At 67.9% G+C, this 22783-nt stretch carries 18 protein-coding genes and 1 pseudogene; 5 read left to right on the top strand and 14 right to left on the bottom strand.

The window, feature by feature from the left end:
* A pseudogene (locus tag CCS01_RS34950) lies at positions 1-96 on the bottom strand (IS5/IS1182 family transposase); the annotation flags it as partial.
* Positions 97-167: 71 nt separating this feature from the next.
* Between CCS01_RS34950 and CCS01_RS02870 the strand changes: the two are divergent.
* Entirely contained in the window at positions 168-830 is a 663-nt protein-coding gene (locus CCS01_RS02870; protein ID WP_239991982.1) for an MFS transporter, read from the top strand.
* A gap of 218 nt (positions 831-1048) precedes the next feature.
* Here the strand turns inward: CCS01_RS02870 and CCS01_RS02865 are convergent, their stop codons facing one another.
* The gene (locus CCS01_RS02865) at positions 1049-1909 is read right to left on the bottom strand and encodes an SAM-dependent methyltransferase (protein WP_104517316.1); all 861 of its coding nucleotides are present in this window, start codon (positions 1907-1909) and stop codon (positions 1049-1051) included.
* Between the two features lie 80 nt (positions 1910-1989).
* On the opposite strand from CCS01_RS02865, the gene CCS01_RS02860 reads away from it, so the two are divergent.
* Both CCS01_RS02860 and CCS01_RS02855 read left to right on the top strand, forming a co-directional pair.
* A complete protein-coding gene (locus CCS01_RS02860) occupies positions 1990-2820 on the top strand; it encodes an AraC family transcriptional regulator (protein ID WP_104517315.1) in 831 nt (276 codons plus the stop codon).
* A 298-nt stretch (positions 2821-3118) separates the two neighbouring features.
* Positions 3119-4315, top strand: a complete 1197-nt coding sequence (locus CCS01_RS02855) for a glycosyltransferase family 4 protein (RefSeq protein ID WP_104517324.1) — start codon at positions 3119-3121, stop codon at positions 4313-4315.
* Positions 4316-4754: 439 nt separating this feature from the next.
* Here CCS01_RS02855 and CCS01_RS02850 read toward each other — a convergent pair whose 3' ends face one another.
* The 9 genes from CCS01_RS02850 to CCS01_RS02810 all read right to left on the bottom strand — a co-directional run bounded on the left by CCS01_RS02850 (position 4755) and on the right by CCS01_RS02810 (position 14855).
* The gene (locus tag CCS01_RS02850; RefSeq protein ID WP_104517323.1) at positions 4755-5597 is read right to left on the bottom strand and encodes a protein-L-isoaspartate O-methyltransferase family protein; all 843 of its coding nucleotides are present in this window, start codon (positions 5595-5597) and stop codon (positions 4755-4757) included.
* A 116-nt stretch (positions 5598-5713) separates the two neighbouring features.
* Positions 5714-8158 carry a hypothetical protein gene (locus tag CCS01_RS02845; RefSeq protein WP_104517314.1) on the bottom strand — a complete coding sequence of 815 codons (2445 nt, stop codon included), beginning with the start codon at positions 8156-8158 and terminating at the stop codon, positions 5714-5716.
* Positions 8155-9048 (bottom strand): alpha/beta fold hydrolase, encoded by an 894-nt coding sequence (locus CCS01_RS02840; protein ID WP_104517313.1) that lies wholly within the window; start codon positions 9046-9048, stop codon positions 8155-8157. Before CCS01_RS02840 ends, CCS01_RS02845 begins: the two co-directional genes overlap by 4 nt.
* 153 nt (positions 9049-9201) lie before the next feature.
* Positions 9202-9405: a hypothetical protein gene (locus tag CCS01_RS02835; protein WP_104517312.1), complete on the bottom strand. Its 204-nt coding sequence runs from the start codon at positions 9403-9405 to the stop codon at positions 9202-9204.
* 133 nt (positions 9406-9538) lie between these two features.
* Complete coding sequence (dut, locus tag CCS01_RS02830; RefSeq protein ID WP_104517311.1) at positions 9539-10033, bottom strand: dUTP diphosphatase; 495 nt, start codon at positions 10031-10033, stop codon at positions 9539-9541.
* A 50-nt stretch (positions 10034-10083) separates the two neighbouring features.
* A complete protein-coding gene (locus CCS01_RS02825) occupies positions 10084-12159 on the bottom strand; it encodes a nitric oxide reductase activation protein NorD (RefSeq protein WP_104517310.1) in 2076 nt (691 codons plus the stop codon).
* Positions 12156-12959: a CbbQ/NirQ/NorQ/GpvN family protein gene (locus CCS01_RS02820; protein ID WP_104517309.1), complete on the bottom strand. Its 804-nt coding sequence runs from the start codon at positions 12957-12959 to the stop codon at positions 12156-12158. The genes CCS01_RS02825 and CCS01_RS02820 overlap by 4 nt, the downstream gene beginning before the upstream one ends.
* Positions 12960-13034: 75 nt before the next feature.
* Entirely contained in the window at positions 13035-14381 is a 1347-nt protein-coding gene (locus CCS01_RS02815; protein ID WP_104517308.1) for a cbb3-type cytochrome c oxidase subunit I, read from the bottom strand.
* 24 nt (positions 14382-14405) lie between these two features.
* Positions 14406-14855: a c-type cytochrome gene (locus CCS01_RS02810; protein WP_104517307.1), complete on the bottom strand. Its 450-nt coding sequence runs from the start codon at positions 14853-14855 to the stop codon at positions 14406-14408.
* An 819-nt stretch (positions 14856-15674) separates the two neighbouring features.
* On the opposite strand from CCS01_RS02810, the gene nirK reads away from it, so the two are divergent.
* Positions 15675-17099 (top strand): copper-containing nitrite reductase, encoded by a 1425-nt coding sequence (nirK, locus tag CCS01_RS02805; RefSeq protein WP_104517306.1) that lies wholly within the window; start codon positions 15675-15677, stop codon positions 17097-17099.
* A 492-nt stretch (positions 17100-17591) separates the two neighbouring features.
* Here nirK and CCS01_RS02800 read toward each other — a convergent pair whose 3' ends face one another.
* From CCS01_RS02800 to CCS01_RS02790, 3 genes are all read right to left on the bottom strand, one after another.
* Complete coding sequence (locus CCS01_RS02800; RefSeq protein ID WP_204848119.1) at positions 17592-19295, bottom strand: thiamine pyrophosphate-binding protein; 1704 nt, start codon at positions 19293-19295, stop codon at positions 17592-17594.
* Between the two features lie 24 nt (positions 19296-19319).
* The gene (locus CCS01_RS02795) at positions 19320-20954 is read right to left on the bottom strand and encodes an AMP-binding protein (RefSeq protein WP_104517304.1); all 1635 of its coding nucleotides are present in this window, start codon (positions 20952-20954) and stop codon (positions 19320-19322) included.
* 443 nt (positions 20955-21397) lie between these two features.
* The gene (locus tag CCS01_RS02790) at positions 21398-21805 is read right to left on the bottom strand and encodes an RrF2 family transcriptional regulator (protein ID WP_104517303.1); all 408 of its coding nucleotides are present in this window, start codon (positions 21803-21805) and stop codon (positions 21398-21400) included.
* A 148-nt stretch (positions 21806-21953) separates the two neighbouring features.
* Here CCS01_RS02790 and ytfE point away from each other — a divergent pair, with 148 nt between their 5' ends.
* Positions 21954-22628 carry an iron-sulfur cluster repair protein YtfE gene (gene ytfE, locus CCS01_RS02785; protein WP_104517302.1) on the top strand — a complete coding sequence of 225 codons (675 nt, stop codon included), beginning with the start codon at positions 21954-21956 and terminating at the stop codon, positions 22626-22628.
* The last annotated feature ends 155 nt before the right edge of the window (positions 22629-22783 follow it).

Genomic DNA, 22783 nt, shown 5'->3' with positions numbered 1-22783 from the left:
GTTGTTCGCAGCGGTCACGCCAACGGACCCCGGACGGCCCGGCAAATGGTCCTTGATCCGCTCCCACTGGTCGTCGCGCAAGGCATGTCGATGCATCGGTCAGCCTCTCCAAAGCTGACTGCCTATGCATCGAAGAACCGGGGCTGCTGGAATCGGGAAGCCGCTTGTTGATCAACGATTCCGCCGCACTGTTGCAGCCCAGACTCACTCGGCTGGCTCCAATTGACGACACGCCCTACTTCGCGCCGTCGATCTTCAAGGCGGCCGGCCTCCCCAGCACCTCGGCGACGATCCTGGCGACAGCGGGCATCGGCCTTGTCAACGTGCTGATGACGCTGGTGGCGATCCGCCTGATCGACAGCGCCGGACGCCGAGCCCTGCTGCTGACCGGGCTTGCCGGCATGGCGGTATCGCTGGGCGTGCTCGGGCTCGGCTTCCTGCTGGGCATGAGTGGCGGTGGTGCGCTGGGCTGGGTGACCGCGCTCAGCCTGGCCGCGTATGTCGGTTTCTTCGCCATTGGCCTGGGGCCGGTGTTCTGGCTGCTGATCGCGGAGATCTTCCCGCTGGCCATCCGCGGCCGCGGCACCTCGGCGGCGACCTTCGCCAACTGGGCGTCGAACCTGGTCGTGGCGCTGACCTTCCTGTTGCTGATCGACAGCATGGGGCCGCCGGCGACGTTCTTTCTCTATGCCGTGCTGTCCGTCGCCGCCTTCGTCTTCACCTACCAGCTTGTGCCGGAGACCAAGGGCAAGACACTGGAACAGATCGAGGCGGACTGGGCCGTCGGCCAGCCGGCGGCACGGACGCAGACGGCAGGGCTGGGCGATTGACGTCAGCCGCCCTTGACGCAGGCCGTTGCAACGTTGTCATGCCGGGCGACGGTGCCGCATCCATAGATGTTGTCTGGTTCCGCATCGCAAGGCGTGGATGGCGGCCCGGAGCCTGTGCCCGGGCTTGTCCCGGGTAGCCGCCATGACGCAGAGGAATGCGCCTCATACTCTGCGGTCTTGCACTTAGCGGGCGCAATCCCGGCGCGGCAACGCGCCGGTCAGTCCCGCTGCAACACCAGCAGGCAGTAGCGCATCGAGCGGGTGCGATAGGCGACCAGCAGGCGCACCAGGGTCACCGCGAAGATCCGGTCCGGTGCCGTGCGGTCCAGTACGAAGCGCAGATAGCGGCGCTGGGTGAACAGCTTCCCCAGCACCCGCCGCACGCAGATACCCCAGGTCCGCCGCACCTTGTCGCTGAGGTCCTCGACCTCGACGACGCGGAATCCCGCCTGCTCGGCGAAGCGGCGGTAGTCAGCCTCGTCCCCCATGCCGGGCAGCCGACCCTCCCGGCATATCGGCTCCAGCAGATGCCGCACCTCCCACGGCCGCGGTCCGTCGGCGGCGAGCCAGGCGCAGATCCCCAGCAGGCTGCCGGGCTTCAGGGTGCGATACGCCTCATTGAAGAAGCGCTGCTTGTCCGGCATGTGCTCGGAGCTTTCCACCGCGTAGGCGCGGTCGAAGCTGGCCGCCGGGAAGCTGTTGGTCAGCCAGTCCTGCAGCTGGATCTGCAAACGGCCGCGGTCCGCCACCCGCTCCCGGGCGCGGCGCGCCTGCGCGGGCGAGATGGTGACGCCGGTGACGTCCAGGTCGTGATGCTCCGCCAGGTAATGCGCGGTCGCGCCATAGCCGCAGCCGATGTCGCAGACGCGCTGCCCGGGGGCCAGGCGCAGCCGCTGCGCCAGCAGGTCCACCAGCGCGACGGCGGCCTCGGTGACGCTTTCCCGCCCGGTCGCCCAGTAGCCGTGGTGGACGTGCTCGCCCCAGATCTCGCGGTAGAAGCTGTCGAGCGCGTCGTAATGCGACGCCACGGCCCGCAGGGTCTGCGGCTGCTTGGGAAGGATCACGCGCCTGCCTTTCATCCTGGACTCCGCAACCGCGATCAAACGCCCGGCGCGGAAACCCTGTATAGCGTGGCGGATGCTTCGGGTGGGAGCCAGGCATGAAGCCGGTGTCCAAGGCGGTATGGTTCATCGAGAGCCATCTGGCGGAGGACATCGCGCTGGCGGATGTCGCCGCGGCTGCCGGCGTCTCGCGCTTCCACCTGGCGCGGGCGTTCGGCCTGGCCGTCGGCGCGTCCGTCATGCGCTATGTCCGCGCCCGGCGGCTGAGCCAGGCCGCCCTGGTGCTGGCGAACGGTGCCCCCGACATCCTGGCGGTGGCGCTGGAGGCCGGCTACGCCTCGCATGAAGCCTTTACCCGGGCGTTCCGCGACCAGTTCGGCCTGCCGCCGGAAACCGCGCGCGCCCGCGGGTCCGTCGCAACCCTGACATTGATGGAGCCAATCAGAATGGATGAAGCACCCCGCTCGCCGCTGGCCGCCCCTCGGATGGAGGACGGCCGGTCCCTGCTGGTCGCGGGCCTGCAGGAGCATGTCACGTTCGACAACCTCGCCGCCCTGCCCGGCGTATGGCAGCGCTTCGGTCCCCACATCGGCGCGGTCCCGGGCCAGATCGGCGTGGTGACCTATGGCGTCTGTCACAACACGGACGAGAACGGCTTCGACTACGTCGCCGGGGTCGAGGTCGCCGACGGCGCCGTCCTGCCGCCGGACTTTGCCCGGCTGCGGCTGACCCCGCAGCGCTACGCGGTGTTCACGCACACCGACCACATCGCGGCCGTGCGAGGCACGTTCATGGCGATCTTCAACGAATGGTTGCCGCGGCTGGGATTGCAGTCGGCCGAGGCGGCGGTGTTCGAGCGGTATGACGAGCGGTTCGATCCGCGGACTGGGCTGGGCGGGTTCGAGATCTGGATTCCGGTCAGGGCGTGAGTGTCTGTCCGAGAAGGAAGCCAATGAAATCAAGGGGCTAACCCACTGTTGGTGGCGGAACAGTCTCGAAAGTAGTGGTGGTTTCCACCGATGAACGACACCGCGCCGTCCGTAACCAATTGGAAGATAAGGGAAAGTTCTCGGACAGACACTGAGAGGTGGTCGGTCTGGCGGTCCGGCCACGAACCGCCAGACCGACATCTTTGCTTTGTTATCAAACTACCCCCGGATATATTGCCGCCGCCATTGATAGGCCAGGCGCTGATGCCTGCGGCGGCACCGGAGGTTGATCGGCGCGATGCGCATCCTGTTCCATCATCGCATCGCCTCGCGCGACGGCCAGGCCGTGCATATCGAGGAACTCATCGCGGCACTTGAGCGCCAGGGACACGAAACCATCCTGGTCGGCCCGCCCGGGTTCACGGCGACGGCGTTCGGCGGATCCAACCCGCTGGTCGATCGCATCAAGCAGGCCATTCCCGGCGCACTGTATGAACTGCTGGAGGTCGCCTACAACCTCAAGGCTTTGCTGCGCCTGCGCGCGGCCGTACGACGGCACCGGCCGGACGTGATCTATGAGCGTTTCAGCCTGTTCCTGTTCGCCGGCATCTGGGTGCGCCGCCTATCCGGCCTGCCCTTGCTGCTGGAGGTGAACTCGCCGCTGTACGAGGAACGCGCGAAAAATGACGGCCTGCGCCTGCACTGGCTGGGCCGCTGGGCGCAACGCCTGTTGTGGAACCGGGCGGATGCAGTGCTGCCGGTCACCGGCGTCCTGGCCGGCACGATTGCCGAGTACGGCGTGCCGCCGGCGCGCATCACGGTGATCCCGAACGGCATCGATCCCACGCGCTTTGGCTCTGTCCCGGATACCGAGGCGGCCAAGGCCGCGCTGGGCCTGCCGCCCCGCATGGTGCTCGGCTTCACCGGCTTCATCCGCGGCTGGAACGCCGTACACCGTCTTATCGACTTTGTGGCCGCGCATCGGGATCGGCTGGACCTGCACATCCTGGTCGTCGGCGACGGACCGGCCCGTGATTCGCTTCAGGACCACGCTCGCGCCCGCGGCGTCGCCGATCGGCTGACGATCTCGGGGATTGTGGGACGGGATGACGTGGCGCGCATGACGGCGGCGTTCGACATTGCCGTCCTTCCGGGGCTGACGCCGTATTCATCGCCGCTGAAGCTGTTTGAATACCTCCAGCTTGGCCGCGCCATCGTGGCGCCGGATACCGCGAACATCCGCGAGGTACTGACCGACGGGAAGGACGCGTTGCTGTTCGATGCCGCCCAGGATGGCGCCCTGGAGGATGCGCTGCTGCGTCTGTGCGGCGATGCCGCTTTGCGGCAGCGGCTGGGAGAGCAGGCCAAGCGGACAATCACCGAGAAGTCGCTGACCTGGGACCGCAATGCCGAGCGTGTCGTGGCGATCGCCGAGGCGGCGATCGGGCATGCTCAGGGACAACTGGTCGGGGAGGCGGCCGCGACGCGGGTGTAGACCGACACAACCCGCAGGTGGATTGACTTTCGGGATGCGTGGAACGGAGTAATAAACCTCGGTTCCTCGCAGTATCGACTTCATCGGTCCGGGATAGACCGACTGCCAGCGGCACAAGCTGACCAATCAGGTCGAGGCACATGACCGCTTTCCAGAATTACCGGGTCGAGTGCCCATGCCCTCTGTAACGACGCCGCCCCGGGTTCGACACGCCACACGCATTGAACGGCCGGTGATCCGCCCGCCGATTGATTGGTCCGACGGCCAAATGGGCTTTGTCATGCCACGTCGGGGCCAATTCATCGGCTGGACCAACGACGAGGAAAAGCACTCGATAGGCCACGGCAAGCGGCTTGGGACCGGCACCAGCCCATTCATCCAACGCGCAAGCCGGCATTGCCCTGGCATACAGGCACGACCGGCTGCCGGGACGGACCGTCTACTCCGTCGCCGGCCTCGCCTCCTCTCCACTTGCAGCCGGGGCCTTTGCCGCACCACCCGCAGGCTTCTCCACCGCCGGCCGGTGCTCGGACACCCTCTCCGGACGCACCGGCTGGGCCTTCTGGATCGCCCCGGTCATCGGAATGAAGAACACGCCGATATCCCGCCGCGAGTGGATCTTCCCCTCGGCGTCCTTGGTATAGACATACAGCACCTGGCCGCGCTTGAACGGCTGCCCGATGGGGATGATCATCCGCCCGCCCGGCTTCAGCTGCTTGAACAGGTCGGGCGGCGCGAAGGTCGCCGCGCAGGTCACGATGATGATGTCGAAGCCGCCCTGCACCTCAGGCCAGCCATAGTAGCCATCACCGACGCGGGTGTGCACATTGGTATAGCGCAGCGGCGCGAAGATGCGGCCAACCGCCTTGCCCAGCGGCTCGATGATCTCGATCGAGTAGGCCTTGGCGACGATCCGCGACAGCAAAGCGCTCTGGAAGCCGCTGCCGGTGCCGATTTCCAGCGTGACGTCGCCGGGCTTCGGCTTGCAGATCTGGGTCATGTAGGCTTGGCCCAGGTAGTCGGACAACGCGGACCCGTAGCCCAGCGCCCAGGGCTTGGGCGTCTCCTCGTACGCGTCGCCAGGCGTCGCCCGATGCTCGGAATAGATGTAGTGGAAGTATTCCCGCGGCACCGCCTCGAAGGCCGCCATGACAGCCGGGTCCGCGGCGCCCAGGCGCTCCTTCAGGTAGGACTCGATCAGCCGCATCGCCGCCGGCTTGCGCTTCTGGATGGCGTCGAACTGCGCCTCCGTCAGGCTGACCGGCCGGCCTGATTGCCGCATCGCCTGTTCATAGGCGGACCGCGTCCAGGCAGCGCCCGCCGGGGCAGCGCCAGCCGGGGCCGCGCCAGCCGCGGCAGCGCCAGCCGGCAAAAGGGCGGCCGCGGCGGCGGTGAAGATCACTCCCCGACGGCTGATGGTGCTGGGATATCGTGCCAAGCTGAAAACTTCCTCATCGCGGGAAATGTGACCAGGGCGATGCCATAAAGGATCGCAGCGCAGAATAGAACCCACGTGAATCCGGCTTCACGTGCAATCAAATTCGCGAGTGGCGTCGCCACCACGGAGAACGCGCCGTTCAGCCCCCAGGCCCAGGGCAGGAAACCGGTCGAGCCCGTCTGGCTCAGGCCCAGCGGGAACGGCAACCCCAGCGCGACCGAAACCGGCGCGACCAGCGCCAGCAACAGCCCGGTCCGCGCCAGGAACGGCCAGTCCAGCGTCGCCAGCATCACCGGCTGCAGGAACACCGCCGCTGCGGCGCACCACCCCAGCACGACCAGCACCGCCAGCGCCACAAAATGCCGCGGCCGATCGGCGAGGCGCTCGCTCAGCAGGCTGCCGAGGCCGGAGAACACCAGCATGCCGGTCAGCACCAGGGCGAAGCCATTGGTGCGGTCCGCCAGCCAGAAGCTGGCCTTCTCGATCAGGTAGATCTCGATGAACAGGAAGCCCAGCGCCAGGGCCGGGAAATACACCACCGCCCGCACCAGCCCCGCCCGGGGCGAGCGGATCCGGCCAGGCACGGCCAGCGGCACCAGCAGCACCAGCACCGCGATCACCACCGCCTGGGCCAGCACCGCCAGGTTGACCAGCGCCCCCACTTCGGCCTGCGGCAGGATTTCCAGCCGCTTCAGGATGGTACCCAGATGGTCCAGCCGCAGCACCGCATAGAAGAACGGCCGATCGAGCGTTATCGGCGACAGGTTGAACTGGGCGACGGACGGCGAGGCACGGCCCGACAGCACCGCCTCGGCCTCATCCGCGATGGCGTCATCGGGGCCGCCGGATTCAACCTCGCCCTTGTCGAAGGAGACCGCCGGCAGGTCGTTGTAGATGTTCGCCCGGGCCTGCACGACGTTCATGCCCGGATACCACGCCAGGTCGAAGGAGCGGTCGTCGCAGAACTTCTTCGCCGCATCGATGCGCGCGGCCGTCCAGCCGTCGCGGGCGATCAGGATGCGGACGTTCCAGGCCGAGCGGTATACCACGACATGCGCCGCCGGATCGTCGATGCCCGCCGCCAGCAGCGCCGCGCGCACCGTCGCCAGCATGCGCAGCGCATAGACGGGAAAGTCCCGGATCGACACTGGGATCGACACCAGCCCGCCCGGCGCCAGCGCCTTCAGGTAGGCGACGATCGCCTCGCGGCTGAACGCCGTCGCGTTGGTCTCGGCCGCGTCGAGGAAGTCGGCCGACAGGTCAATGATGTCGTACTTACCGCGACCAAGCCCGGCCAGTGGCGGCGAACCGGACACCTGCACGCCGGCCTGTCCGGCCAGCGGCATCACCGGGCCGACGCCGTGCCGCAGGATGCCGGACAGCACCGGCTCGGGCTCCAGCGCGCGGATCCGCGCCGCACCCAGGTGCGCCACTTCGGCGACGCGGAACCCGCCGGACGCACCGGCCAGCAGCACGCGGGCGTGCGGAATCAGCATGTACGGCAGCGCGTCCAGCGCCGCCGCGGCGTAGGCCGAGTCCGGCGCCCCCGGCTGCGACGGCAGGGCCGCGATGCGGTTGCCGTCGCGATACAGCCCATACGACCGCGGCGGCCCCTCGATCCCCATCATGCCGGCGTTGTTGGAGATGTCGGTGTCCACGCGCTCGGTGAAGTCGTCCAGCACCGTGTAGTCGCCGCGCGGCGAGGTGATCGTGGCGACGACCTTCGCGTCCGGCGTATGCAGCGGCGCGTAGATCGCCTTGAAATCGTTGTACGTCGCCTCGTTGTCCAGCAGCAGCACCGCCTCGGACACGCCCAAAGCCAGCACCGCGGCAAGCACCGCGCGCAGGCGATACGGCCCACGCATGAACAGCGCGGCCAGGCCGAGCGGCAGCAGCAGCAGCGGCACCAGATAGAACGCATGCACCAGGAACATCGCCGCCAGCACCCCGGCGGCGCCCGCCCCCGCGCCGGTCAGGTCGAACGCATACACCCGCCCGATGTGATCGGCATTGCGGACGAAGCTCAGGCTGATGAACAGGCCGGCGAGGAAGAAGAACGGCAGCAGCGCGGCATAATAACCGGCGATGTTCCAGATCTGCGGCTGCCAGGTTGCCGGGTTCTGCAATTGCAGTGGGTTGAACGGGTTTGTCGTGGTGAAGTGATAGCCGGCGGCGGCGGCCACCACCAGGCACGCCGGCAAAGCCGCCATCAGCGCCGGCGCCCGCCGCGCGAAGCCGTCGCGCCACAGCGCCAGCACCACGCCGCTCAGCGCGAAACCCACCATGACGATGGAGATCACCCAGTAGCCGTATTCCGACCACTTCGCGACGGCGAAATAGCGCGTCAGCGCCGTCTCGTAGCCGACGGCGGCCAACGAGATCAGGAACAGGGGAATCAGGTTCATGGCCAGACGCGGCGCCGCAGGAACTGCTCGGTCACGGCGTTGAAGCGCGCTGGCTCGTCAACGAACAAGGCATGGCCGGCGTCATGGAATACTTCCATCTCGGTATCCGGCCGGTTTCGCACGAGGTTTCGCCCCTGCGCAACCCAGCGCGGCCGGACGACGTACAGCACCGGCACCTTCGTCTCATACACCGCATCCCGCCAGTAGGAGCGCGGCATCGGATAGGACAGCAGCCGTTTGCTGGCGGCTTCCGGCGTGCGCAGCGTCGCCGCGGTCAGGCGCTCCAGGTAGGCGCTCGGCTGCGCGCGGCGGAACATCGCCCGCACAAATGCGTGCATCGCCTGGATATGGTTCGGCGGCGGCCGGTGCAGATGTAGGTGCAAGTGGGGGAGCCGGGCCGGCGGCGGTTCCTCGCCGACGGAATTGTCCACCAGGACGAGGCCGGCGATCCGCCGATCGCCCGCGACGTGAATGGAAGCGAGGGTGTCGAGCACGCCCAGCGACCACGCGACGACCACGACCGGCTGCAACGCCACCCGGGCGATCAGCTCCGCGATGTCCTTGCCGCGGCGCACCGGCTCGTAGCCCGTCGCGGGCACCGATGAATCCCCCTGCCCGCGCGGATCGAACGCCACGACATGATAAGACCGTGAGAACGCGAGGATCTGCGGCATCCAGATCCAGGCCGGCATCGTCCATCCCGGAATGAAGACCAAGGTATGCCCAGCCGCCGGGCCGGCTTCCAGGTAGTGTAGGCTGACGCCGTCGGTGGTGATGAAAAAGTGGTCAACGACGGTAGGCGGCAACGCCGAAGGGACCGGCTGGCTGACGGCGGGAAAGGCCAGCAGACCGAACAGCAGACTCGCAGCCAGGACAACGACGTACCGCATCGGTATCAGAAGACCAACGCCTCGGCACGGGTCAATCAGGATTTTATTACAGCCTCCCACAGCCGGTTGGCCGTCGGACCGGGGATACCGGGAACCGGCGGCGCCGGACCGAGCGGCACATCAATGCACCAGGAGAAACCGCCGGCGCAGCAGCTATACCAGCCGGTAGACCAGGAAGGCGATCAGCATCCAGATGGGCGTCGACAACAGGACGGCGGCAACGATGCCCCTGGCCGGTTTCAGCCGACCGTCCTCATCAGCCTCGGCGACGGCATCGTCGATCGACGATGGCAGCGAGGCGACGGCACGAGTCTCTCCGGCATCGACGGACCCGATTGTGGCACGATAGGTGGACATGCCTGCTCCTGCGGTTGCGGGTATCGTTCTTACGAAATTGACACACTTACATCGCAGAAACAGGTTCGGATATACACCGAAATTTGGTCAATTCCCGGTGATCGCCACCCCGCCACCGAGCCCCATCCGGTTCCTATCCGCCGTCGCCCGCGGCTTGACGCGTGCCGGTTGAGCCGAAGCCGCCGGTGCCGCGTTCCGAGGGCAGCGAAAAGTCCTCGACCACCGCGAACTGCGGCCGCACGATCGGCACGAACACCATTTGCGCGAAGCGCTCGCCGGGCATCAGCACGATGGGATCGGTGCCGGCCGCGTTGCGGTTCCAGACGCTGACCAGGACCGGGCCGGTGTAGTCGGGGTCGATCAGCCCGACCAGGTTGCCCAGCACCAGCCCCTTGCGGTGCCCGAGCCCGGAGCGCGGCAGCACCAGCGCCGCCAACCCCGGATCGGCCATGTGGACAGCGATGCCGGACGGCACCAGCGCGGCCGGCGCGCCGGGCAACAGCTCCAAAGGCGCATCGAGACAGGCATGCAAATCGACCGCCGCCGCCATCTCGCTCTGGTACTGCGGCGGTCCCCATTCCGCCAGCCGGGGGTCGAGCACCTTCAGTTCCACACGCGGATTCGCCATCACCACCCACTCCTGTCCGGCCAGACTCCTGGCGGCAACCCGGCAGGAGGTCAGTTCGCGATGAGATGCCGGTACAGCGCCGGCAGGGCAACCGGCAGCCGCGCGGCGTGCGGCAGGATGGCATAGCCGCCGCGGCCGAACAGCGCGGGGAAATACGCCTGCGCCTTGCTGTCGATGGTGACGCCGAACACCGCCATTCCCGCCCGCCGCGCCTCCTTCACCGCCATGGCCGTGTCCTCGACTCCATAGCGGCCTTCGTAGTGGTCGATGTCGTTGGGCTTGCCGTCGGTGACGACCAGCAGCAGCCGGTGGCGGTGCGGACGCAGCGTCAGCGCCGCGGTGGCGTGGCGGATCGCCGTGCCCATGCGGGTGTAGTAGCCGGGGCGCAACGCCGCGATCCGGCGCTGCACTGCCGGGCCGAACCGCTCGTCGAAATCCTTCACGCAGTCCACCTGCACGCGGTCCCGCCGGCGCGAGGTGAAGGTCAGGATGGCATGCTCGTCGCCGCAGGCGGCCAGGCCGTGCGCCAGGACCAGCAGCGATTCCTTGGCGATGTCCAGCACGCGGCGGTTGTCGATCCAGGCGTCGGTGGAGAGCGACGTATCGATCAGCAGCGCCACCGAGAGATCCCGCGCCTGCCGCCGCGTCGCCAGGTGCACCCGGTCGGAGCTTGCGCCGCTGGCGATGATGTCGGTGCGCGCCCGCACCAGCGCCTCCAGGTCCAGTTCGCTGCCGTCGAGCTGGGCGCGCAGCGTCTCGGGCCGCGGGCGCAGCGCCTCGAACTGCCGGCGTACGCGGTGGATGCGCCGCCAGGTGGCCGGGTCGGGCTCCCACGCCTCGCCCTCTTCCGCGGCGCGCGCGGCGAGCACCCGGCAATGATCGCGGTGGTACTGGCGCGCCCGGTAGTCCCACTCGGGGTAGGTTTGGGTGCCGGCCAGGGCGGCGCCCTCGACCGCCGGGGAAGCCAGGTCGAGGTCGAATTTCAGCCGGGTGGAGGGCCGCTTGCGGTGCGCCGAGAGCACGACGTCCTCGGCATCGTCCAGCGCCTTGCGGGCGCCCTCGTCGTCGTCGTCCTCCACCGCGCGGTTGATGTTCATGTGCTCGATCAGGCTGAGCAGCTTTTCCATGCGGTTGAGGATCAGGCCGTCGTTGCGCTCGGTCTGGTCCGCGGCCCGGCGGGAGGCCTTGCGCACCCGCCCGTCGCCGGCGTCGCTGCCGCCGCCCCCGGTCTCGGCATCGGGCGGCGGGGCGGACTGCGGGATGGCGGCGACGATCTCGCCCCACAGCGGCACCGGCAGGAAGGGGCGGTAGTGGCGGGATGGGACGATCCGGGCGAGTGTGCCGAGGTCTGGTGTCCGTGACACGCTCTCGTCGTGCAGGGTCCCCGCCCCCTCGTCGTGGCCGGGCGTGTCCCGGCCATCTGCGCTTCGACGGTTGGGGGTGGATGGCCGGGACACGCCCGGCCATGACGAAGGGGCGCGGGCCTTGCGCCGCACGATTATTGGCGCCCGTGGGACTGCATCCTCCCGGTCCGCACCCAACAGGTGCAGGACCGCGGTTTCGACCGCCTGCTCGTCGGCCGGCAGGCGGCGGCGGGGACGCAGCGGACGCAGGGCGTCGCACAGCCGGGCGTGCAGCGGACGCAGGCCCGGGAAAGCGGCAAGCGCCGCGCGCGTCGCGGCGTCGGCGGCGGCCAGGAAGGCGACATCCCGCTGCAACGCGTTCCCACCCGGCGCCGGCGGTCCGGCGAACGCGAAGAACGCCGCCAGCCAGAGGTACAGATCGCGGTTCAGCGCTGCGTCGGGAAACGCATCGACCGCCGGCGGCAGGTACAGCACTGAATCGTCCCGCCGCGGCCGCGCCACCCGTTCCTCGCCCAGGCCAAGCCGCAGGCGCAGCGACAGCCGGTGGTGCGACGTCTCCGCCACCGCCGGCGCCAGCTTCAGCCCGGCGGCGCCGCCCAGGCCGCGGAAGAACACGCCCAGGCCGGGCTGCATCGACTCGAACGTCACCGCGGCGTCCGGAAACCGCGGCCAGGACGCGCCGGCGCCGACAAGGCGATGCCAGTGGGCGCCGATGAACTCCTCAGGCTCCAGCAGGTGCGACAGGCCGCTGATGGCGTTCATCCCAGGGTGGCCCGCATCACGTCGAGCAGGCCCTTCTTCACGTCGTCATCGTCAGTCAGCGGCTCGATCATCGCCGCCATCACCGCGTCCCGCAGCGACATCCTGGCGGCGATCAGGGTGGCGCAATAGACCACAAGACGGGTGGAGCAGCCTTCCTCCAGGTCCATGCCTTTCAGTGCCCGCAGGCGCGCGGCCAGGGTGACCAGCGGCAGGCAGCGCTCGGGCGCCAGGCCGCTTTCGGCGGTGACGATGCGCAGTTCGGCCTCGGGCGCGGGAAAGTCGAAGCTGATGGCGACGAAGCGCTGGCGTGTGCTGGGCTTCATCGCCTTCATGACGTTCTGGTAGCCGGGGTTGTAGGATGCCACCAGCATGAACCCGTCCGGCGCGTGCAGCGTCTCGCCGGTGCGGTCGAGCGGCAGGATGCGGCGGTCGTCGGTCAGCGGATGGATCACCACCGCCACGTCGCGCCGCGCCTCGACGACTTCATCAAGATAGCAGATGCCGCCTTCGCGCACCGCGGTGGTCAGCGGGCCGTCGACCCAGGCGGTGTCGCCGCCGCGCAGCAGGAAGCGGCCGGTCAGGTCCGCCGCGGTCAGATCGTCGTGGCAGGAGACGGTGTGCAGCCGCCGCCCCAGCCGCGCCGCCATATGCGCCACGAAGCGCGTCTTGCCGCAGCCGGTCGGCCCCTTCAGCAGCACCGGCAGCCGGTGGTGCCAGGCGTGCTCGAACAGGGCGCACTCGTTGCCGGTGGGCAGGTAGAACGGGATCGGGTCGCTGACGAGGTGCAGGGCGACGGACATCACACGCCTCCAGGGGGAAACAATCGGATCAGGAACAAAGCGGCGCGGCACCGTTATGATGCCGCGCCGTTGTCGTTACTCCGCCGGCGAGAGCGCGGCGGCAGGCACCGCCGCGCGCCGCGGCAGCCACAGCAGTGACGTCAGGTAGAGCGCCAACCCGACGGCGGTCATGACCCCGCCCAGCAGGCGGCCGTCATAGAACAGGCCGAGCTGTTGCTGAACCGACATGTAGTCGTTGCCCTGCACCCGCTCGAGGTGCGTCTGCAGCACGCCGGCGAAGGTCAGGCACACCGTCATCAGCACGACGCCCAGGTTCATCGTCCAGAAGCTGATCATGTTCAGCAACTGGTTGTACGGTTCCCGGCCGGCGAGCAGCGGGGTGGCGTAGGTGATCATCGCCAGGTTCACCATCGCATAGGCGCCGTAGAACGCCAGGTGGCCGTGCGCCGCGGTCATCTGTGTGCCGTGCGTATAGTAATTCACGAACGACAGCGTGTGCAGGAAGCCCCAGACGCCGGCGCCGAAGAACGCCATCACCGCGCAGCCCAGCGACCACAGCAGGGCGGCCTTGTTCGGGTGGTCACGCCCGCCCTTGTAGACCATGCCGAAGCAGAACAGCACCATGGCGAAGAACGGCAGCGGCTCCAGCGACGAGAAGATATTGCCGACCCACTGCCAGTAGGCGGGCGTGCCGATCCAGTAATAGTGGTGGCCGGTGCCGAGGATGCCGGAGAACAGGGCGGTGCCGACGATGACGTACAGCCACTTCTCGACCACCTCGCGATCGACGCCGGTCAGCTTGATCATCAGGTAGGCGAGGATCGAGGCCATCACCAGTTCCCACACGCCCTCGACCCACAGGTGCACGACCCACCACCAGAACATCTTGTCGATGACGATGTTGGCGGGGACGTAGAAGGCGAACAGGAAGAAGACAGCGATGCCCCACAGGCCCATCAGCAGGATGCCCGAGATCGCGGTGCGGCGGCCCTTCAGCACGGTCATCGAAACGTTGAACAGGAACATCAACGCAACGACAACGATGCCCACCTTGATGTAGATCGGCTGTTCCAGGTAGGAGCGGCCGTCGTAGTTGCCGAACAGGTAGCCGACGACCGTCACAACGGCGGCGCCGAAGAACACCCAGAACTGCAGTTTCGCCAGGAACGGGCTGTACAGTTCGCGCTCGGCCTCGTCCGGGATCAGGAAGTAGGTGGCGCCGAAGAAGCCCATCAGCAGCCAGACGATCAGCGCATTGGTGTGGATCATGCGCGCGACGCTGAACGGCAGCAGGGTGGTGGGGATCGCCGTCGGCCAGATATACATCGTCGCCGCGGTCAGGCCGAAGACGAGCTGCAGGCAGAAGATGGTCAGGGCGCCGAGGAAGTACAGGCGCGCGACCTGCTGTGACTGGTATTTCATGAAACTATCCTTTCGCGCTGCCGGCTATTTCGGCGCGTGCGGCGGCCAGCCCTGGGTGTTCACCCTGCTGGCCCACGCCAGCATCGCGATGACGTCGTCCATGTCCTTGTCGGACAGGTGGAAATTCGGCATCTGGTGACGGTCCTCGACGCCAGTCGGCTGGGCGGCGAACCAGCCCTTCAGGGCTTGGCGCGCGGTGTCGGGATCGGTGGCGCCGCCGTATTTCAGCCAGACCTTTCCCAGTTCGGGGGCGAAGCGGGCGCCCTCGCCGAACAGCGTGTGGCAATCGAAGCAGGCGTGGCGTTCCCAGACCCGCTTGCCGGCTGCGACCTGGGCGGTGATCGGGTTGGTCACCTCGATCAGGCGGGCCTCGCGGAAGCTGTCGGCGACCAGCAGGATGAAGATGGCGAAGAAGAAGATCGTGCCGCCGTAGAAGATGTTGCGGGCGGCTGCCTTGGTCAGGACGTCGTTCACGGCCGCACCTCCGGCGGCCGGTTGCGGTGCATCGGTTTCGGCATGGTGGTGCCTCCTTGAGCGGGGGGTGCGGAACGGGCCGCCGGCTTCGGGGGCATCTGGTGGCGTCCTTGCGATGTCCCCGGGCGGGTGCCGGGAAGGAAGACAGCAATCCGGTCACGCCGCGGCGGGTGGAAACGCCGCGAAAGTGGTATTGCTGATGCGACTTAATGCCGGATTATTCTGGTATTGTCAATACCAGTTTATTGCATCCGGGCATCCGGGATTTCCCGTACCCGGTGTGCGGCACATGCTGGGCGGGCGCCGCGCCGTCATCGTCATGGCCGGCGCAGGCCGGCCATTCACGCCTTGCGGTGCTGGTATCGGCAAAAGGCGTGGATGCCGGGCCTGCACCTGGCATGACGATCAGGGCAGGCCGCCCCTGCCTATCAACCTGCCGGCTGCTTGCCATGGCTGCCATTGACCGGGCCTGACGTTCCTCGATGCACGGCAGGGCCATAGAGTAGGGCGTGGACGCAAAGCCAGCATTTTCGCAGGCGGCCGCCGATTTTGCCGCCCGGCGGCGCGGCGACGCTCCGCCGCGGCGGGTTATTTCACCTGGAAGCATATAGCGGCGGAGAAACCTGTTGCGCCGCCGTGTTGCGGATTGCTAACGGGCGTGCCGCACCGGTGCCGGGTGCGCATCCGAACCCGGGATGCAACCGGTCTTGGTGATGCCGATCCCGCACGTTGCAACCAGTTTGGCGATGTATTGATCCAGATCAAATTGGTATTCTTGATACCTGTTAAACGTCCCTCCGGCAACATTGCCGACAAGGAATGAGCATACCGATAGCAACGGCCCGCGCGGCACTGCTGGCGGCCACCCTGCTGACGCCGCTGTCCATGGCGGCGGCGGCGCCGCCTTCCCCCGCGAGGCCGGCCGCGTCCGCGGCGATGATGGCCCATGGCGTGCCCAACGCCGTCTTCACCCTGCGGACCGGCATCTCCCAGGGCAAGATGGTCTATATCGGCAAGGGCGGCGCCATCGACGGCCAGGTCCACCCGACGCTGACGGCGCACAAGGGCGACATCGTGCAGATCACTCTCATCAACGGCGAAGGCGCCGAGCACGACCTGACCGTGCCGGACATGCATGTCGTGTCACAGCGGGTCAACGGCCCCGGCGCCAGTTCCACGCTGACCTTCACCGCCGGCAACATCGGCAGCTTCCCCTATTTCTGCACCATCCCCGGCCATCGCCAGGCCGGCATGCAGAGCCTGATCCAGGTCGTGCCGGCCACGCCGAAGGAAGCCGACAAGGGCGTCAGCATCGTGCGTGACCCGGCCGATATGCCGCCGCCAGTGGGCGAGCGCGGCCCGATGACGGTGCGCTACGACCTGGAGGCGATCGAGCGGGTCGGCCGCCTGGCCGACGACACGACCTACGATTTCTGGACGTTCAACGGCAAGATTCCCGGCCCCATGCTGCGGGTGCACGTCGGCGACAGCGTCGAGCTTCATCTGAAGAACGCCGAGAACAGCGTGATGATGCACAGCATCGACCTGCACGCGGTAAGCGGACCCGGCGGCGGCGCAGTGCTGACGCAGGTCGGCCCGGGTGAAACCAAAAGCTTCATCTTCAAGGCGCTGCACCCGGGCCTGTTCGTCTATCACTGCGCCACGCCGATGGTTTCTGCGCACATTTCCAACGGCATGTACGGCATGATCCTGGTCGAGCCGGTGGGCGGCCTGCCGCCGGTGGACAACGAATTCTATGTGATGCAGGGCGAGCTTTTTACCGCCGAGCCCAACGGCCACACCGGCTTGCAGGAATTCAGCTTCGACAAGCCGATGGATGAACGTCCGGAATATTTCACTTTCAACGGCGCGGTCGGCCCCCTGACCACCGAGCACCCGCTGCACGCCAGGGCCGGCGACCACGTGCGGATCTATTTCGGCGTCGGCGGCCCCAACTTCACCTCGTCGTTCCACGTCATCGGCACGCTCTTCGACCGCGTCTATGCCAACGGCAGCCTGGAGAGCCCGTCGCTGGCCGGCGTGCAGACCATCAGCGTGCCGCCGGGCGGCTCCGCCATCGTGGATCTGACGGTGCCGGTGCCGGGGAAATATATCATCGTGGGCCACGCCCTGACCCGGATGGAAAAAGGGCTGGTCGGCGCCCTGATCGTCGATGGCAAGCCGCGGCCGGATATTTTCCGCGCCAATGACAATCCGAACGCGAAGGTGCACGCCAGCCCCTGACGCCCGCCGGCTTGCAGAAAGGGAGTCGGCGCAGCAGGGTTTCCTCCCTCACCAGCATGGCCGAACAGGCGCTGACTTCAGGGGGAACAGGGCGTGGTCGCCGCCCTTTCGTCATGGCCGGGCGTGTCCCGACCATCTGCGCTGCGACGGCGGGGGTGGATGGCCGGGACACGCCCTACGGGATGCACACATCCTGGAAAAGAGTCGGAAATGACCGTAAAATCAAGTGCTTGCCTGGGCGCTAAGAGCGTTCCCCCATCGTCATGGCCCGGCTTGTCCGGGCCACCTGTCGCGGCACAGGTGCTGGAATAGGTAGCCCGGACAAGCCGGGCCATGACGATGGGGGAACGCAGCGGCGGACCGTTTTCGAGATGTGTGCATTGCGTAGGGACACGCCCGGCCATGACGGTGAGGCAATGGGCCCGGCCATGACGACGGGGCGGTGCGCCCTGCCCGATGCGCCCTAAATCCGCGGTCACGCGGCCCCGCAGATCACCCCTGCCGCCACTTCCGCTCCGCCTCGTCCCAGGCGGCCAGGGGCTGCAGGTCGGGAACCCAGGCCAGCCCGGTCCTGGCATCGGAGGAGACCGCTTCAGGCGTCACCACCACATCCAGCAGCGCCGGGCGATTGGCGAAGGCGCGCTCGACGGCCGCCGGCAGGTCCTCGGGCTTTTCCACCCGCTCGCCATGCATGCCGAACGCGCGGGCCATGGCCGCGTGGTCGGAGAACTGCAGCTGCGTGCCCACCACCCGGCCATGCGTAGTCTTCTGGTCATACACCTCCACCTGCCACGCGCCGTTGTTCGCCACGGCGATCACCACCGGGGCCTTGTGGCGCACGGCGGTGTCCAGTTCGATCGCGTTGAAGCCGAACGCGCCGTCGCCGGTGGCGACCAGCACCCGCTTGTCGGGAAACGCCAGGCTGGCGGCGATGCCGAACGGCACGCCGACGCCGATGCAGCCGAACGCGCCCGGATCGAGCATGGTGCCCGGCGACAGGCCGACGCGGGCGAAGCTCAGGAAGTCGCCGCCGTCGACGATGGCGATCGAGTCCGCGTCCAGCTTCGCCTGCAAGGCGGCCAGCATGCGGTTGGGATGCACCTTGCCGTCCGTCGCCTCGGCCGAGGCCATGCTCTGCTGCAGCTTCGCCGCCCGCTGCCGATGCCCGGTCCGCAAGCCCTCGATCCAGCCCTGGTCGATCGCGGGAGAGCGGTTGCCGGCGGCCTCGGTGATGGCGGCCAGGGCCTGCGCCGGGCTCGCCAGGATCTCGCTCTGGCCGCGGCGGTTGTCGCGCAGTTCCGACGGCGCGTCGGCGATGCGCACGAACTTTGCCGGGCCGAACACCGCCGGCGAGCCGTAGGCCAGTTGGAAATCCAGCCGCCGCCCGACGGTGACCACCACGTCCGCCTGCGTCATCACCGCGCCGCGCATGGCGGCGACGACCGACGGATGGTCGTCCGGCACCAGTCCGCGGCTTTCGCCGGTATCCAGGTAGGCGGCGCCCAGGCGATCCAGGAACCGCACCAGCTCCGGCCCGGCCCGGCGGGCGCCGCGGCCGGTGATCACCAGCGGCTTTTTCGCGGACCAGATGATGTCGGCCGCCCGCGCCACCTCGGCCGGGTTCGGCAGCAGCACGGGATACGTCTTGCGCTGGAAATGCTCCTCCAGCAGCAGCGGCCTCGGGAATTCCGCCCGCAGCGTGTCGGTCGGGAAATCGAGATAGGCCGGGCCGGGTTCGCCACCCTCGCCATAGGCCCGCGCCACGGCCTCGTTCAGTTCCTGCAGCACCAGCGCCGGCTCGCGGATGGTCCGGGCATAGCGGGTGATCGAGCGGACAAGCTGCGTGTGGTCCATGTCCTGCAAGCCGCCGCGGTTCTCCTGCGCCCGCGGCGGCGTGCCCGACAGGATCAGCACCGGCGCGCGCGAGACATGGGCGTTGGCGATGCCGGTCATGGCGTTGGTCACGCCCGGGCCGGCGGTGACCAGCGCGACGCCGAGCCCCTCGGTCAGCTCGGCATGGGCATGCGCCATGTGCACCGCGGCGCGCTCGTCGCGCACGTCGACGATGCTGATGCCCTCGGCGTCGGCGCGCATCCATATCGGCATGATGTGGCCGCCGCACAGCGCGAACACCCGGTCGACGCCCTGCGCGCGCAGGAAACGCGCGATCACCGCGGCCGTGGATGTGTCGGTCACGTGCATCGTATCCTCCCCTGTCTGTCAGTGCGCCGCGGTTTTCGCCGGCGCCTTTTTCATGCCCCTGAGGTCGACAACGCCCGGTTGCCGGCACGGATTGGTGCCGGCCGGGAAGATCTGGATCTTGTGCACCCGCTGCGACGTCGTGACCGGCAGGTCCGCCCGGAACAGCCACCAGGCCGGCACCTTGAAATAGGCCAGGCGTTCATTGCACCAATCGAACAGCTCCCGCGCCAGGTCCGGCCCGGCGGTGGCGTCCTCCTGCGGGACGATGCAGGCCATCACCTCTTCCTCGCGCAGGTCGTCGGCGACGGCGAGGACCGCGACCTGCTTCACCTTGGGATGCGCCACCAGGCATTCGTCCACTTCGGCCGCCGCGATGTTCTCCCCCGATCGGCGGATGATGTTCTTGGTCCGGTCGAGGAAATAGAACATGCCGTTGGCGTCACGGGTGACCTGGTCGCCGGTGTGGAACCAGCCGTTGCGCCAGGCCGTCTCGGTCGCTTCCTCATTCTTGAGGTAGCCCGAGAAGAACCCCTTGCGCGGCGCGGCTTCAGAGTGCCGCAACACCAGTTCGCCCGGCTGGCCGTCCGGCACGTCCTGGTCGCTGGCATCGACGGCACGCGCCTCCAGCCCCGGCACGGCGCGGCCGACGGCACGGGTATGGATCAGGCGCGGCTCGATGTTGTCGGTGATGAAACGGCCGGTTTCGCTCATCGCCCAGAACTCGACGAACGGGAAGCCGAAGCGGCGCTCGCACTCGGCGTGCTGCGAGGCGTCGATGCCGGCGCCGAAGCCGAAGCGCACCTGGTGCTGCCGCTCCTGCGGCCCGGGCGGCATCTTCAGCAACACGTTGGGAATGACGCCCTGGTAGTGCAGCGCGGTGATGCCGCACTCGATCAGGTCCTTCCACCAGGTGCTGGCGTGGAAACGGTCGGGGAAGAACAGCGCGCCGCCGGTGACGAGCATGCCGGAGAGGGAAATGCCCAGGCAGTTGGCATGGTGCAGCGGCAGCGGGTTGTACATCCGCTCCTGCCCCGGGCGCAGGCTGGTGACGCCGCCGGCGCCGGCGTACCACGTGCCCCAGGTGTGGAAATAGTCGTTGGTGAGGATGCAGCCCTTCGGCCGCCCCGTGGTGCCCGAGGTGTAGAGCAACGCCGCCTCGGTGGCGCCGTCTGGCCCGCCGTCCCGCGGCCGGAGCCTGGGTTCCGGCAGCCGCGGTGGAAAATCCTCGAGCGTCACGGCCGGCACGTTCAGGCCGTGGCAGGCGACCCGGATGTCCTCCAGGCGCGATTCGATCACGACGCACAGACAGGCTTCCGAGTGTTCGACGACGTAGCGGATTTCCTCGTGCCTGTAGTCCGGGTTGAGCGGCACCACGCTGCAGCCGAGTACGTTCAGCGCGTAGTAATGGAACAGGAATTCGGGGCGCTGGCTGAACAGGAACGCAATCCGGTGGCCAGGGCCATAGCCGGCCCGCGCATAGACATCCTTGTAAGCGTCGGCGAGAGCGAGCGTTTCCGTCCAGCCATAGGTCCGGCCGTTTGGGTGATAGGCTCGCCCGGCCATTGGCGGGACGCCATACGCCGTCTGGTTGCCCCACCGCGCGGCGGTGCGTTGCAAAGTCTGATACAGCGTGCCGTATTCCACGGGATCCATTGATTGCCTCCCACGCCATTCTTATTATGGTCTGCGTCCTGTGACGGGTTCAGCTTGATCTTGGTCCATGAGCAGATCAAGGGCGAAAGTCCGCCGATCCGATCAGCGATGACCGTTGCTTGTCCGGACAGGATCAAGCGGCGGGATGTTGTGGTTGCGATTTCACGTCTTATCCGTGACCGAAATGTGTGCGCGCAAATCGTGCTGTCTCCGCACTCGTTGGCGCGGAGCAAGGTCTTCTCCCTCAATCCGTCATGGCCGGACGTGTCCCGGCCATCTGCGCTTCAACGGCGGGGGGCGGATGGCCGGGACACGCCCGGCCATGACGGTAAAGCAACGGACCAGGCGCCAGATCCTTCTCCGTCCATTAACTTGTTCTGATTGCGATGGGCGTGCGCCGTGCCTTGGCCCACCGATCCCGCCGCCCGCGCCCGCGCCCGCAGCTACCCGGGCAGGCAGTCGGCCAGCGTGTGTTCGTCGAGCCCCTGATAGAAGCCGTGTTGCGCATCGCGCAGCATCCCGCGCAGGCGGCAGCGCGGCATGAAGGTGCAGTCGCATCCGCCGGACTTGAAACATTCCACCACCGCCTGGCCTTCTTCCAGCCGCCGGATCAGCGTCCCCAGCCGGATCTTGCCGGCGGGACGCGCCAGCAGCACCCCGCCCCCGGCGCCGCGCACCGTGCGGGTCACCTCCATCGCCGTCAGGTCCTGGACGATCTTGTGCAGGTGGTGCCGCGACAGGCCACCAAGCTTCTGCGCCAGCACGTCGACGCTGACGTGCTGCCCGGGCGGCTCGCGGGCGAGCAGCATCAGCAGGCGGAGGGCGATGTCGGTCGAGGCGAGCAGGCGCACGGGGTGACTCCCATAAATTGGTATTGACTATACCACATCTTGGCGCGCATGTAATTGGTATCGCCAATACCAATTTATGGCGATCGCTTCAGCCCGCCGCGTGCCGCGGGCCCAACGCCCGCACAGAAGCGGGGAGGATGTTGCGATCATGAGTGCAACCGCCGTTTCCGAGGCCAGTTTCGCAGACCGTACGCTGGCCGACATCGCCGCCTCGCTGCCCGGGGCGACGCGGGTGTTCCGGCGCAGCAAGCTCGATTTCTGCTGTGGCGGCGGGATGTCGCTGGCGGATGCCGCGGCGGCCAAGGGGCTGTCGCTGGCGGCGCTGGACTCCGAGCTTGCCGGCGTCGCCGCCCTGGCCCTGCCGCCGGAACGCCCGGACGCGACCGAGGACCTGATCGCCCTGGTCGAGAACCGTTACCATGCCGTGCACCGGCGCGAACTGCCCGAGCTGGTCCGGCTGGCACGGCGGGTCGAAGCCGTGCACCGCGACCATCCCGCCGCCCCGCACGGCCTGGCCGATCGGCTGGAACGGATGGTGGGCGAGCTGGAGGACCACATGCGGAAGGAGGAGCAGATCCTGTTCCCGCTGATGCGCCGGGGCGGCCATCCGATGATCAGCCAGCCGATTTATGTCATGACAGCGGAACATGACGAGCATGGCGCGCACCTGCGCGAGCTGGAGCGGCTGACGGGCGGTTTCCAGGTGCCGGAGGATGCCTGCCCGACCTGGCGGGCGCTGTATGCCGGCGCGCAGAAGCTGGCCGAGGACCTGATGGACCACATCCACATCGAGAACAACGTGCTGTTCCCGCGGTTCGGCTGATTGAGCGTCACTGATGGCGGGCGTGCCGGCGGATCGTTGGGAAATGCAACCACAGAGTTAGCCAGCCGGCACGCCGGCACTGCGATGGCGGAAAATGGGCGAGGTCGGTGCCTCCCCGTCATGGTGGGCGCAGGCCCACCATCCACGCCTTCTGC

Source organism: Rhodopila globiformis (genome assembly GCF_002937115.1).
Lineage (GTDB): Bacteria > Pseudomonadota > Alphaproteobacteria > Acetobacterales > Acetobacteraceae > Rhodopila > Rhodopila globiformis.
Note: the sequence above shows the minus strand (reverse complement) of the source record. Positions and strands in the feature narration are given on the sequence as shown.